This is a genomic window from Streptomyces sp. NPDC093510, from assembly GCF_040683555.1.
Taxonomy (GTDB): domain Bacteria; phylum Actinomycetota; class Actinomycetes; order Streptomycetales; family Streptomycetaceae; genus Streptomyces.
The window spans coordinates 1-15,688 of sequence record NZ_JBFBEE010000001.1; the positions used below are offsets into that span (position 1 = coordinate 1).

General features: G+C 68.7%; 3 protein-coding genes. All 3 read right to left on the reverse strand.

From position 1 onward, the window contains the following. The coding region (locus tag AB0N81_RS00005; protein ID WP_365354209.1) for an amino acid adenylation domain-containing protein at positions 1-14,213 on the reverse strand (14,213 nt) is incomplete at its 3' end. Between the two features lie 201 nt (positions 14,214-14,414). Beyond that, the gene (locus AB0N81_RS00010; RefSeq protein ID WP_365354211.1) at positions 14,415-14,642 is read right to left on the reverse strand and encodes an MbtH family protein; all 228 of its coding nucleotides are present in this window, start codon (positions 14,640-14,642) and stop codon (positions 14,415-14,417) included. Between the two features lie 158 nt (positions 14,643-14,800). Continuing rightward, positions 14,801-15,646, reverse strand: coding sequence for an alpha/beta fold hydrolase (locus AB0N81_RS00015; RefSeq protein WP_365354213.1), 846 nt, complete (start codon positions 15,644-15,646; stop codon positions 14,801-14,803). Between the last annotated feature and the right edge of the window lie 42 nt (positions 15,647-15,688).

Genomic DNA, 15,688 nt, shown 5'->3' on the forward strand with positions numbered 1-15,688 from the left:
CCCCCACCGATCAGACTGCCCGACGACGCACTACCCGCCACCGCAGCCTCATCCAACGCCACATGACTCACATGCACCGTCGTCTCAGTGATCCCGTACATGTTCACCAGCACCGGGCCGTTCTCGGCAGCCCCACGCCGCGCATACCAGCCACGCAACCGGGACAGGTCCAGCGCCTCACCACCGAACACCACCCACCGCAACGCCAACCGCTCACCCAGCAACGGCTCACGCTCATCCGCAGCCATCAACTGGTAGAACGCCGAAGGCGTCTGATTCAGAACCGTCACACGCTCCCGAACCAACAACTCCAAGAACTCACCCGGCGAACGCGACACCCCACGCGGCACGACCACAAGCCGCCCACCATGAAGCAACGCACCCCACAACTCCCACACCGAGAAGTCGAACGCAAACGAATGGAACCACGCCCACACATCAGCAGCACCGAACCCGAACCAACCGTCCGTACCACCGAACAACCGCACCACATTCACGTGCGGAACCACCACACCCTTAGGACGCCCCGTCGAACCCGACGTATAAATCACATACGCAGGATGCGAAGGCGAGATCACGACGTCCTGAATGGGGCCGTCGGCTGCGGCCGTCAATTCAGCGGCGATCTGCGAGTCGTCCACGACCACGACCGGAAGGGAATTCCCGGCATCGGCCAGGGCGGCCCGCGTGTCCTGACGGGCCAGCGCCAGGACCGGCCGTGCGTCGTCCAGTACGTACGCGATGCGGTCGGCCGGGTACTCCGGGTCCACCGGTACGTACGCGCCGCCGGCCTTCAACACCGCCAGCAGGGCCACCACCAGGTCGGCCGACCGCTCCATGCACACCGCGACCAGCGACTCCGGACCCACACCACGCGACATCAACAGCCGCGCAAGACGGTTGGACCGCGCGTCCAACTCCGCATAGGAGAGCTCAGCGCCCTCGAACGAGACCGCGACCGCCTCCGGCGAACGCATCACCTGCGCCGCCAGCAACTCCGTCAACGTCGCATCCGGCACCTCCACGCCCGCCGCGTTCCACTCCCGCAGAACCCGAGTACGAGTCGTGTCATCCAACACCGGGACAGAGGCCAGCAGTTGACCGGTCGCCTCGCTCTCCAGCGCCGACACCACACCCTCAGCCGCGACACCGACCAGGCCACACACCGCACCCGCGTCAATCGGCATCGATGCCTGCACCGTCACGCCGAAGCCCGCACCCGAGTCGTCCACCGACACCGTCAACGGGTAGTTCGTCCGCTCACGGGCGGAGAGCAGTTCCACACCGGCGAGCCCGAGGCTGAGCTCCGCGATCGACGTGTCGTCCTGCTCGGCGGGCCGTGCGTTCTGGCGGAAGTTCAGCAGCGACGTGAACAGCGGCGCTCCGGCGTCCAGATCGGCCGCCTGCCGGGCCAGCGTCAGCGGGGCGTGCTCGTGGACGAGGAGGTCCGCGAGCTGCTTCTGCATGCCGCGTACCGCGTCGGTCACGGTGACGCGGCCGGTGGGGACACGTACGGGCAGGGTGTTGATGAACAGGCCCGGCGTACGGTCCGCACTCGCACCCCCCTGCATACGGCCGAACATGACACTGCCGAACACCACGTCATCCCGGCCCGACGTGACCGCGGCGACCCGTGCCCACACCAGGTGGAACAACGTCGCCGGGCTCACACCCAACCGGCGTGCCTGCACCCGCAGACGGGCGGCCACGGACGCGTCCAGCTCGACGGTCGCCTCTGCGATATCGGTCCCGTCGCCCTGGACATCGAGCAGCCCGTAGGGCGCGGTCGGCTCGTCGACGCCGCTCAGGAGCTCGCCGAAGAACCGCTCGTGCTCGCCGCGCGAGACGCCCAGGCGCGCCTGCGCCACGAACTCACGGAACGGCACCGGCTCCGGCAGTTCCTGGCCGCCCTCCAGCAGCGCACGGATCTCGCCGAACAGGACGCCCATCGCGGTGTGGTCCTGGACCAAGTGGTGGGTCTGGACGACGGCGAGCCAACGGTCGCTTCCGGGCTCCGCCGCGATGGTGGCGCGCAGCAGGGGTGCCTGCCTGATGTCCATCGACGGGTCGCACGCGGCGAGCAGCCGGTCGACCGGGGCATCATCCGTGCCCACCGCGTCGCCGAGGTCCACTTCACGTACGGGTATGTCGACCCGGCGTGCCACGACCTGGACGGGCTCGCGCAGGCCCTCCCACGCGAAACCGGTCCGCAGGGTGTCGTGACGGTCCACGACCTTCTGCAACACGTCGAGGAACAGGTCGAGGCGTTCGCGGGAGTCGAAGCCGAGCACCGTCGGCAGGACGTATACGTCCGCGCCGTCCTCGCCACCCATCAAGTGGTGGAAGAACAGGCCCTCCTGGAGCGGGGCCAGCGGGTAGATGTCCGCGATGTTCGCCGCGCCACCCGGTACCGCCGCCACGATCCGCGCGATCTCCTCCGAAGACAGCTCCACCAACGGCAGCATCTCCGGAGTGATCGCCTCCGCGCCCGCCGGGATCAGGTTCTCTGGAACCTGCACCGTGCCCGGCCCATCCCCACCCACAGCAGCGGCCAGTCCGGCCACCGTCGGGGAGGCGAACAGGGCCCGCACGCTCACCGGCAGACCCAGTTCGCGCAGCCGTACGACGAGCTTCACCGCCATGAGCGAGTGGCCGCCGAGCTCGAAGAAGTTGTCGTCCACACCGACGTGCGGGACGTCCAGCATCTCGGCGAACACGGCACACAGGATCTCCTCCTGCACCGACGACGGTCCGCGGCCCCCGGCGGCAAGCGCGCCGTCGGGCGTCGCCGGGTCGTCCTCTCCCCCGGCCACGGCCGAGACGAGTTCCAGGCTGCCGTCGGCACGCCACCGCACCGCGTCTCCGGTCCGGTACATACCCTCACCGGGCGCGCCGAACGGACAGGCCACCACCCGCTCCACGGGCAGCCCCGAAAGATCGGCGGAGCCCTGCTCAACCGGTCCCCCGGCGACGTACAGGTCGCCCACGACACCCACGGGAACCGGCCGCAGCGCCGCGTCCAGGACGAAAACGCGGGGTCCCTGGGCGAAGGCCGGGACGGACAGCACATGGGCCGGCACGCCGCGCGGCGAAAGGCTCCAGTCGGAGAGTATCCGCTCGCGTTCGGCGTCGCCGAGAACCTCGATGCGGCTCACCGGCTGCCGCGGGTCGGCTCCGACGGCTGCGAGGACGCGTACGTAACGTTCCATGAGCTCCACGACCGTCTCCCGGTCGAAGAGGTCCGTGGCGTAGACGACCGTGCCGTCCAGACCGGCGGGCTCGGCCGAGGCGTCGAAGCGCTCCCGGATGTTCAGGTCCAGGTCGAACTTGGCGGGGGCCTGGCCGCCGGGCATGACCTCCGCGTCGATTCCGGACAGCGTGACGACAGCTTCGGCGTGGTTGTCCAGTCCCAGCATGATCTGGAAGAGGGGGTGCCTGGCCATGGAGCGGGTGGGGGCGAGGTCTTCGACCAGCCGCTCGAAGGGCACGTCCTGGTGCGCGTACGCGCCGAGGGAGGACTCCCGTACCCGCTCAAGCAGCTCCGAGAACGACGGGTCACCGCTGACGTCGGTCCGCATCACCAGCGTATTGACGAAGAACCCGACCAGGTCCTCCAACGCCTCGTCCGAGCGCCCCGCCACCGGCACACCCACCGGCACATCCTCACCCGCACCCAGCCGGCTCAACAACGCCGCCAGACCGGCCTGCAACACCATGAAGACCGTCACCCCATGCGCACGGGCAACCTCCACCAGCCGCTCATGCACACCAGCAGGAACCTCCAGCCGCACCGACGCACCCTCGTGCGAGGCCACCGCAGGACGCGCCCGGTCCACCGGCAACACCAGCTCATCCGGCACACCCGCCAACGCCTCACGCCAGTACGCCACCTGACGTGACATCAGACTCTCCGGGTCGCTCTCCTCACCCAGCAGCTCCCGCTGCCACAACGTGTAATCCGCGTACTGCACCGGCAACGCAGCCCAATCCGGGGCAACGCCCGCACAACGTGCCGCATACGCCTGCGACACATCACGCGCCAACGGAGCCATCGACCATCCGTCACCCGCCACGTGATGCAACACAAGCACCAGCACATGCTCCTGCGCACCCACGGACAACAACCACGCCCGGATCGGAACATCCACCGACAGATCGAACGCCTGGGTCATCGCACGGTCGATGGCCCCGGGGAGTTCGTCCTCGGTGACCTGAGCCGCAACGAAGGGAAGGTCGATCTCCGCAGCGTCGAGAATGTGCTGGCGGGGGGTGCCTTCGACCGTGGGGAACACGGTCCGCAGCACCTCGTGCCGCTCCACCACATCCCGCAGCGCACCTTCCAGCGCCACCACATCCACCGGACCCGACAACCGGATACCAGCCGGAATGTTGTACGTCGCGTTCGGCCCCTCCAACTCCCCCAGGAACCAAAGACGCTGCTGCGCGAACGACAACGGAACCAACTCAGGACGCACCCGCGACACCAACGCCGGACGCGCACCCACAGCACCCGACAACCGCTCCGCCAACAACGCCACCGAAGGCGCCTCGAACAACGCCCGCACACCAACTTCGACACCCAGCACCGAACGAATCCGGCTCACCAGACGCACCGCCAACAGCGAATGCCCACCCAGTTCAAAGAAGTTGTCGTCCACCCCGACCTGCGGCAGACCCAGAACCTCCGCGAACGCGGCGCAGAGAATCTCCTCCTGCACGGTCGAGGGAGCACGGCCCGACAGCACAACCGGGCGTTCCGGCACGGGCAGGGCACGGCGGTCGAGCTTTCCGTTCACCGTCAGCGGCAGCGCGTCCAGGACGAGGAACGCCGAGGGAACCATGTATTCGGGCAACATCCCCGCCACGTGCGCCCGCAGCCCGGCCACATCGACCGGCTCGCCGTCGGCCGCGACGACATACGCCACCAGACGCATATCGCCCGGCACGTCCTCACGCGCGATCACCGACACCGCCGACACCGAGCCATGCGCCATCAGCACCGACTCGATCTCACCCAGCTCGATACGGAAACCCCGCACCTTCACCTGGTCGTCAGCACGGCCGATGAACTCCAGCGCCCCATCAGCACGCCAACGCACCACATCACCCGTGCGATACATGCGCTCACCCGCAGCACCGAACGGGCATGCCACGAAACGCTCCGCCGACAACCCCGCACGACCCACATACCCACGGGCCAACTGCACACCCGACAGATACAACTCACCCACGACACCCACCGGCACCGGCGCAAGGCCGGCATCCAGCACGAACACACCCGTGTTCCACACCGGACGCCCGATCGGCACCACACCACCATCACCGGCATCACACACCCACGCCGTCACATCGACCGACGCCTCCGTGGGCCCATACAAATTGTGCAGACCCACACCCCCCAGCACCTCGAAGAACCGGTCCCTCAAATCAACCGGCAACGCCTCACCACTGCACACCACCCACCGCAGACCCCCGCACAAGGCCGCACCGGGCTCAGCCACAAACACCCGCAGCATCGACGGCACGAAATGCGCGACCGTCACACCCTCACGACGAATCAACTCCGCCAAATACGCCGCATCCCGATGACCCCCCGCACGAGCCACCACCAGCCCCGCACCCGAGACCAGCGGCCAGAAGAACTCCCACACCGAAACATCGAAACCAAACGGCGTCTTCTGCAACACCCGGTCCGAACCACCCAGACCGAACACACCCTGCATCCACAACAGACGATTCACCACGCCACGATGCGGAACCACCACACCCTTAGGACGCCCCGTCGAACCCGACGTATAAATCACATACGCAGGATGCGAAGACAGAATGCGTCCACGCCGCTCGGAATCCCCGATCACACCCGCGTCCAGCGCACCGATTTCCGCCACGGTCTCCGCAGCATCGAGCACGACGCACACCGGTACGTTCTGCGAGGCAAGAGAGGAAAGAGCCGACTGCGACGCCGAATCAGTGAGGACCAGGACCGGTCGCGCGTCGTCCAGTACGTACGCGATGCGCTCGGCCGGGTACTCCGGGTCCACCGGTACGTACGCGCCGCCGGCCTTCAACACCGCCAGCAGGGCCACCACCAGGTCGGCCGACCGCTCCATGCACACCGCGACCAGCGACTCCGGACCCACACCACGCGACATCAGCAACCGCGCAAGGCGGTTGGACCGCGCGTCCAACTCCGCATACGACAGCTCAGCACCCTCGAACGAGACCGCGACCGCCTCCGGCGAACGCACCACCTGCGCCGCCAGCAACTCCGTCAACGTCACATCCGGCACCTCGACACCGGTCGCGTTCCACTCCCGCAGAACCCGAGTACGAGTCGTGTCATCCAACACCGGGACAGAGGCCAGCAGTTGATCCGTCGCCTCGTCCTCCAGCGCCGACACCACGCCCTCAGCCGCGACACCGACCAGGCCACACACCGCACCTGCGTCAATCGGCAGCGAGGCCTGAACCGTGACACCAAAGCCCACACCCGAGTCGTCCACCGACACCGTCAACGGGTAGTTCGTCCGCTCACGTGTGTGGAGGAGATCGAGGCCGTCGATGTCGACGCCCATGTCCTCACCGGGACGTTCGTTGTGACGGTAGTTGAGGAGCGAGGTGAAGAGAGGGGCCTCCGCCGGTAGGCCGCTTGCCTGCTGGGCGATGGTGAGCGGGGCGTGTTCGTGGACGAGGAGGTCCGCGAGCTGCTTCTGCATGCCGCGTACCGCGTCCGTCACGGTGATGCGGCCCGTGGGAACGCGTACCGGCAGCGTGTTGATGAACAGACCCGGCGTACGGTCCGCGCCCGCACCCGCCTGCATACGGCCGAACATGACACTGCCGAACACCACATCGTCACGGCCCGACGTCACCGCGGCGACCCGTGCCCACACCAGGTGGAACAACGTCGCCGGGCTCACACCCAACCGGCGCGCCTGCACCCGCAGACGAGCCGCCAGGTCCGAATCCAGCACAGCCGTCGCCTCGACGACCTCCGAACCGTCACCGTGCACATCCAGCAGCCCATAAGGCGCCGTCGGCTCGTCGACACCGCTCAGCAGCTCGCCGAAGAACCGCTCGTGCTCGCCGCGCGGGACACCCAGGCGCGCCTGCGCCACGAACTCACGGAACGGCACCGGCTCCGTAAGGTGCTCTTCGTTGCCGGCGAGCAACGCTCGTACCTCGCCCAGGAGGACGGCCAGAGCCGTGTGGTCCTGGACCAGGTGGTGGACCTGAAGAGCGAGCAGCCAGCGGTCGTCGGCCGGCTCCGCGGTGACGGTGGCACGCAGGAGCGGGGCACGGCCCACGTCCATCGTGGGCGCGCAGGCGGCGAGCAGACGCTGGACCGCGTCCCCGTCGGCCCGGGGGGCGAGGGCCGTCTCCTCCACTGAGATCTTCGCCGTCCGTGCCACGACCTGGACGGGCTCCCGCAAGCCCTCCCACACGAAACCGGTCCGCAGAATGTCATGGCGGTCCACGACCTTCTGCAGCACGTCCAGGAACTGGTCACGACGCTCACGCGACTCGAAGCCGAGCACGGTCGGCAGGACGTATACGTCCGCGCCATCCTCACCACCCATCAGGTGGTGGAAGAAGATGCCCTCCTGGAGCGGGGCCAGCGGGTAGATGTCGGCGATGTTCGCCGCGCCACCCGGTACCGCCGCCACGACCCGCGCGATCTCCTCCGAAGACAGCTCCACCAACGGCAGCATCTCCGGAGTAATCACCTCCGCGCCTGCCGGGATCAGGTTCTCCGGAACCGACACGGCGTGCTGCCCCGCGGCAACCTCCGCCGCCAGCCCCGCCACCGTCGGCGAGGCGAACAACGTCCGCACACTCACCGGAACCCCACGAAGCCGCAGGTGCTCCACCAACTTCACGGCCAGCAGCGAATGCCCGCCCAGCTCGAAGAAGTTGTCGTCCACGCCGACCTGCGACAGGCCCAGAACCTCCGCGAACGCGGCGCACAGGACCTCTTCCTGGACGGTCGAGGGAGCACGGCCCGAACCCGAACCCGAAGGCGCGTAATCGGGGGCGGGCAGCGCACGCCGGTCGAGCTTTCCGTTCACCGTCAACGGCAGCGCATCCAGCGCCACGAACGCCGACGGCACCATGTACTCCGGTACCAGGCCCGCCACATGCGTCCGCAGCCGTGCCACGTCCACCGGCTCGTCACCGGCCGCGACCACATACGCCACCAGACGCGTATCGCCCGGAACATCCTCACGAGCCAGCACAGAAACCTGGGCGACCGAGGCATGCGAAAGCACCGCCGACTCGACTTCACCCAATTCGATACGGAAACCACGCACCTTCACCTGATCGTCGGCACGACCGACGAATTCCAGGTTCCCGTCAGCACGCCAGCGCACCACATCACCCGTGCGATACATGCGCTCACCCGCCGCGCCGAACGGACACGCCACAAAACGCTCCGCCGACAACCCCGCACGACCCAGATAGCCACGCGCCAACTGCCCACCCGCGACATACAACTCACCCGCGACACCCACCGGCACCGGCTCCAAACCGGCATCCAGCACGAACAGCCGCAGATTCGGAATCCCCCCACCGATCAGACTGCCCGACGACGCACTACCCGCCACCGCAGCCTCATCCAACGCCACATGACTCACATGCACCGTCGTCTCAGTGATCCCATACATGTTCACCAGCACCGGGCCATTCCCGGCCGCCCCACGCCGCGCATACCAACCACGCAACCGGGACAGGTCCAGCGCCTCACCACCGAACACCACCCACCGCAACGCCAACCGCTCACCCAGCAACGGCTCACGCTCATCCGCAGCCATCAACTGGTAGAACGCCGAAGGCGTCTGATTCAGAACCGTCACACGCTCCCGAACCAACAACTCCAAGAACTCACCCGGCGAACGCGACACCCCACGCGGCACGACCACCAGCCGCCCACCATGAAGCAACGCACCCCACAACTCCCACACCGAGAAGTCGAACGCGAACGAATGGAACCACGCCCACACATCAGCAGCACCGAACCCGAACCAACCGTCCGTACCACCGAACAACCGCACCACATTCGCGTGCGGAACCACCACACCCTTAGGACGCCCCGTCGAACCCGACGTATAAATCACATACGCAGGATGCGAAGGCAGAATGCGTCCACTCCGCTCGGAATCCCCGACCACGCCCGCGTCCAGCGCACCGATTTCCGCCACGGTCTCCGCAGCATCGAGCACGACACACACCGGTGCGTTCTGCGAGGCAAGAGAGGAAAGAGCCGACTGCGACGCCGAATCAGTGAGGACCAGGACCGGTCGCGCGTCCTCCAGTACGTACGCGATGCGCTCGGCCGGATACTCCGGGTCCACCGGTACGTACGCGCCGCCGGCCTTCAACACCGCCAGCAGAGCCACCACCAGATCCGCCGAGCGCTCCATGCACACCGCGACCAGCGACTCCGGACCCACACCACGCGACATCAGCAGCCGCGCAAGGCGGTTCGACCGACCGTCCAACTCCGCATACGACAGCTCGGCGCCCTCGAACGAGACCGCGACCGCCTTCGGCGAACGCATCACCTGCGCCGCCAGCAACTCCGTCAACGTCGCATCCGGCACCTCCACGCCCGCCGCGTTCCACTCCCGCAGAACCCGGCCACGCTCCTCGGCACCCAGCACCGGGACACTGCTCAGCAGCTCATCGGTCGCCTCGCTCTCCAGCGCCGAGACCACGCCCTCAGCCGCGACACCGACCAAGCCGCATACCGCGCCTGCGTCGATGGGCAGCGACGCCTGAACGGTGACACCAAAACCCGCACCCGAGTCGTCCACCGACACCGTCAGCGGGTAGTTCGTCCGCTCACGGACCGAGAGCAGCTCCACGCCCTCCAGGCCGATGCTCGGCGCGTCCCCGGGCGCGCCGGCGCTGTGGCGGTAGTTGAGGAGTGAGGTGAAGAGAGGGGCCTCCGCCGCGAGGTCGGCGGCCTGCTGGGCCAGGCCCAGGGGTGCGTGTTCGTGGACGAGGAGGTCCGCGAGCTGCTTCTGCATGCCGCGTACCGCGTCCGTCACCGCGATACGGCCCGTGGGGACACGTACGGGAAGGGTGTTGATGAACAGGCCCGGCGTACGGTCCGCGCCCGCGCCCGCCTGCATACGGCCGAACATGACACTGCCGAACACCACATCGTCACGGCCCGAGGTCACCGCGGCGACCCGTGCCCACACCAGGTGGAACAACGTCGCCGGGCTCACGCCCAACCGGCGTGCCTGCACCCGCAGACGGGCAGCCAGGCCGGAATCCAGCACGGCCGTCGCCTCGACGACCTCCGAACCGTCACCGTGCACATCCAGCAGCCCATAAGGCGCCGTCGGCTCGTCGACACCGCTCAGCAGCTCGCCGAAGAACCGCTCGTGCTCGCCGCGCGAGACACCCAGGCGCGCCTGCGCCACGAACTCACGGAACGGCACCGGCTCGGACAGTTCCCGGCCGTCCTCCAGCAGCGCACGGACCTCGCCGAGCAGCACGTCGAGGGTCGTGTGGTCGCGTATCAGGTGGTGGCTCTGGAGGGCGAGCAGCCAGCGGTCGTCGGCGGGTTCACCGGCGATGGTGGCGCGCAGCAGGGGTGCCTGCCTGATGTCCATCGTCGGGTCGCACGCGGCGAGCAGGCGGTCGACCGGGGAGTCCGTGACCATCGAGTCGCCGAGGTCCACTTCGCGTACTGGGATCTCGGCGCGGCGTGCCACGACCTGGACGGGCTCGCGCAGGCCCTCCCACACGAAACCGGTCCGCAGGATGTCGTGGCGGTCCACCACGGCCTGCAGCGCACCGAGGAACTGGTCGAGGCGCTGGCGGGAGTCGAAGCCGAGCACGGTCGGCAGGACATATACGTCCGCGCCGTCCTCGCCACCCATCAGGTGGTGGAAGAAGATGCCCTCCTGGAGCGGGGCCAGCGGGTAGATGTCGGCGATGTTCGCCGCGCCACCCGGTACCGCCGCCACGACCCGCTCGATCTCCTCCGGAGTCAGCTCCACCAACGGCAGCATCTCCGGGACAATCACCTCCGCGCCCGCCGGGATCAGGTTCTCCGGCACCGAGACGGCGTGCTGCCCCGCGGCGACCTCCGCCGCCAGCCCCGCCGCCGTCGGCGAGGCGAACAACGTCCGCACGCTCACCGGCAGACCCAGCACCCGCAGCTGCTCGACGAGCTTGACCGCCAGGAGTGAATGCCCGCCCAGCTCGAAGAAGTTGTCGTCGACGCCGACCTGCGGCAGGCCCAGGACCTCCGCGAACGCCGCGCACAGGATCTCCTCCTGGACGGTCGACGGGGCGCGGCCCGACACCGCGGCTCCGAAGTCGGGGGCCGGCAGCGCACGACGGTCGAGCTTTCCGTTCACCGTCAGCGGCAGCGCGTCCAGGACCACGAAGGCCGACGGCACCATGTACTCCGGCACCAGGCCCGCCACATGCGTCCGCAGCCGTGCCACGTCCACCGGCTCGTCACCGGCCGCCACGACGTACGCCACGAGGCGCTTGTCACCCGGTACGTCCTCACGCAGGATCACGGAGGCCTGGGCGGCCTGCGGGTGCGAGGTCAGGGCGGCGTCGATCTCGCCCAGCTCGATGCGGTAACCGCGCAGCTTCACCTGGTCGTCCGCGCGGCCCAGGAACTCCAGGACCCCGTCCGCACGCCACCGCACCACGTCGCCTGTGCGGTACATGCGCTCACCCGCGGCACCGAACGGGCACGCCACGAAGCGCTCCGCCGACAGTCCGGGGCGGCCGAGGTAGCCTCGCGCCAACTGGGCTCCTGCCACGTACAGTTCACCCTCGGAGCCGACGGGCACGGGCTGCAGTGCCGCGTCCAGTACGTACACCCGGGTGTTCCACATCGGGCGGCCGATGGGCAGGACGCCGGTCTCGGAGTCGTCGCCCGCGCTCAACGGGTAGTCGGTGCAGCCGACGGTGACCTCAGTGGGTCCGTAGTGGTTGACGACCGACACGGAGGGGTGGCGGCGGCGCCACTCGCGCATCTGGGTTCCACCGACCGCCTCGCCGCCGACCATCAGCTGCCCCGAGGGGGCGCAGTTGTCGTCGAAGCCGTCCATGTACGCGAGGTGGCTGGGCGTGGCCTTGAGGAAGGTCAGTTCCTGGCCGTGCAGGGCGCTCGGCAAATGTTCGTCGAGGCCTTCGACGATGACGCGGCCGCCGCAGGTCAGAGCGCCGTACAGGCCGGTGACGCCGGCGTCGAAGGAGATGGAGGCGTGCAGCAGGGTCGTTCCGTGGAGGTCGGGATATGCCTCCACGCAGCGGGTCACGTAGTTGACCAGGTTCTGGTGGGTGATCACCACGCCCTTGGGGCGGCCGGTGGAGCCCGAGGTGTAGATGATGTAGGCGGGGTGGGAGGGGAGCAGGTGGCTGTGCCGCTCGGTGTCATCGACGGCGTCGGCGTCCAGCCGCTGGAGTGCGTCGACGGTCTGCGGGTCGTCGAGGACGACGCGGTCCGGGCAGCCCTCCTGCGGCAGGACGGAGCCGATCGAGTCGCTGGTGACGACCAGGGCGGGGCGTGCGTCGTCGAGCATGTAGGCGATGCGGTCGGCCGGGTACTCCGGGTCGACCGGTACGTACGCGCCGCCGGCCTTCAGGACCGCCAGCAGAGCCACCACGAGGTCAGCCGACCGCTCCATGCAGACGGCGACCAGCGACTCCGGGCCCACGCCGCGCGACATCAGCAGCCGGGCGAGGCGGTTGGTCCGCCGGTCGAGTTCGGCGTACGTGAGCTCCGTGCCCTGCGAGGTGACGGCGACGGCCTCGGGGGTGCGTGCCGCCTGCGCCTCCAGCTGTGCGGTCAGCGTGGTGTCCGGGACGGGGCGTTCGGTGCCGTTCCAGTCGTGCAGGAGCCGGCGGCGTTCCTTCTCGTCCAGGATCTCGACGCGGCCGACCGGTTCTTCCGGTGAGGCGGCGGCGAGCCAGGTCATGACGTCGTGCAGCCGCTCGGTGTGCAGCTGGGTCTCGTCGTCCGTGTACAGCTCGGGGTTGGAGTCCAGGGCGATCTCGATGCGGCCGTCCGCGGAACGGTCGTACACGCAGAACGCCACGTCGGGGAAGTGGCCGCTGCTCAGGGCGTGGGCGCGGACCTCGCAGTCGCCGAACGCGAAGTCGTAGGCGTAGGGGACGACGTTGACGACCATGCTGGCGAGGCTGCCGCGGCCGATGAGGCGGAGGTCGCGGAGGATGTCCTCGTACCGGTACCGCTGGTGCCGCAGGGCGCTGCGGACCCTGCCGGAGACCTGGCGTACGAGCTCTTCCACGGTCATCGAGGGCCGGACGGACAACCGGACCGGCACGAGGTTGGTCGCCATGCCCGGCGTCCTGCGCTGGGCGCTGCCGGCCCGGCCGAAGACGGGGACGCCCACGACGACGTCCTCGGCGCCGGTGGCCCGGTTGAGGTAGACGGCGGCCGCCGCGATGGCGACGCCGGAGATGCTGGTGCGCAGGCTTCGTGCGGTCGTACGCAGACGGGTGGCGTCCTCGGGGCTCACGTCTGCCGCGCCGCGGCGGAGGAAGTGCGGGGTTCCCGAGGGCAGTCGGCCGCTGAGGCTGACCGGGGTGGGCACGTCGGAGAAGATGTCACCCCAGTACGCGCGGTCCTCTTCCCGGTCCGTCGAGGCGCGGTAGGCGCTGTCGGCGTCGAGCAGGTTGGACAGCGGGGCCAGGGCGCCCTCGTCGTAGGGCCGGTCCTCCAGGAGGGCCGCGTAGATCTGGGCGATGCGGGCGTTGACGAGGGGGCCGGAGAAGCCGTCGCCGATGATGTGGTGGCAGCGCTGGTACCAGTAGACGTGGTCCGGTCCGAGGCGGAGCATCGCCTGGGTGAACAGGGGGCCCGTGCGCAGGTCGACCGGGCGGCGCATGTCCGTCCGCATCCACTCCTCGGCGCGTGCGCGCGGGTCGGGCTCACCGCTGAGGTCGATCCGGTGGAAGGGCCAGTCGTCGTGCGCCTCGATGTGCTGCCGCAGCGTGTCACCGTCGCCGACGAAGCGGGCGTGCAGGACGTCGGCTTCGCTCAACGCGGCGCGCAGGGCCCGTTCGAAGAGTTCGACGTCCAGCTCGCCGGTGATTTCCATGTATTCGCCGACGTTGTAGATCGGGTTGTCGGGGTGCAGGTTCTGGGCTGTCCAGATGCCCAGCTGCGCAGCCATCAGCTCGTGGAAGACGCCGTCCGCTTTGGACACAACAACACCCCTAGATCGATCTATTCGGAAAGCACTCGGGCAGCGGGCAGCGCTGACGCGCCCCGTGTCCGGAACTGGTTCGACCGTGTGGAAGTCCGGCGGCCCGCTGGTCGGGGCTTGTGCTTTCCGGGCTCGTACGGTCGTGAGAATGTGATCCGTCGCCGTGTCACGGCGACGGATAAACCGGCAGGACGGTCGCTTTTAGCCGGCGGCGTCTTCGCCCTTTTCCATGGCAGCGACGAGGCTCTTCGGACGCATGTCGGTCCAGGACTGCTCGATGAACTCCAGGCACTCCGCGCGTCCGGCCTCACCGAATGCGGTCGTCCATCCCGCGGGCACTTCGATGAATGCGGGCCAGAGGGAGTGCTGGCCCTCGTCATTGACCAGGACGAAGTAGGTGCCGTCTGCATCCTCGAACGGGTTGGTCATTGTTTTCTCCTGTGGTGGTGAAGTCATGGCAGTCCGGCTTTCCGGACGCCAGGGACGCCCTTGGCAGGACGGGAGAGGGTCGGGGTCGCCGGGGCGGCACCGACTCGGGCGGGAACGGCCACCGGGTCGAGGTGGCGGGCGCAAGGGCCGTGGGGTGCTCAGTGCGCCGCTGGGGCCTGGACGGTTCGCAGGTGGCCGACGATGTCCTCGACGAGTTCCCCGGCCTGCTGGGCGAGGTAGAAGTGACCGCCTCGGAAGCCGCGGGCGGCGAACGGTCCCCGCGTCACCGCCGACCAGCCGGCGACGGCTTCCGCGGTGAGTTCGCCGTCCTCTTCGCCGTAGTAGGCGTGGACGGGGAGGTCGATCGGGGCGCCCGCCGGACGTCGGTTCCCGTACCGCCGCACCAGGCTGAAGTCGGCACGGATGGGGGGAAGTACCAGGGAGCGCAGCTCGGGATCGGCGAAGGCGTGCGCTTCGGTACCGCCCATCCGGACGACGGCGGCCATGAGCTCGTCGTCGGTCCGTGCGAGTTCACCCACCGTCTCGTGTCCGGGACCCTCACGCCCCGAGACGAACAGGGAGGTCAGAGGCTCGGCGGTACGCGGCGACGCGCCCTCGGGGGGCCCGGCACCCTCGGGGGACCCTGCGCCACCGGGAGCCCGCGTCCGCAGGGCGACGGCGACCTCGTACGCGACGGAGGCGCCCATGCTGTGTCCGAAGAACGCCAACGGGCGGTCGAAGAACCGCCGGACGCTCCGGCTGATGTCGTCGACCAGTTCGGTCATGGTCTCCGCGAACGGGTCCGTGACCCGGTCCTCGCGTCCGGGGTACCGGACGGCCCACACCTCGATGTCGGGCGGGACGAGCCGTGCCCAGTCACGGAAGTAGCTCGCGGTGCCTCCGGCGTGCGGGAAGCAGAGGAGACGGACGCGCGGGCTCCCGCCCGTGCCGGTTATCGGCCGGAACCAGCGGTCGGGCGATCTGACATCGCTGTTGCTAGGCATGTACCAGAAATTTCGCAATAGACTGCAAGGTGAACGGGGAGC

What these genes read in the sequence shown, in the direction of transcription:
- AB0N81_RS00010 (WP_365354211.1), bottom strand. Translation starts at nt 14,642, where the DNA reads ATGACCAACCCGTTCGAGGATGCAGACGGCACCTACTTCGTCCTGGTC.
- AB0N81_RS00015 (WP_365354213.1), bottom strand. Translation starts at nt 15,646, where the DNA reads ATGCCTAGCAACAGCGATGTCAGATCGCCCGACCGCTGGTTCCGGCCG.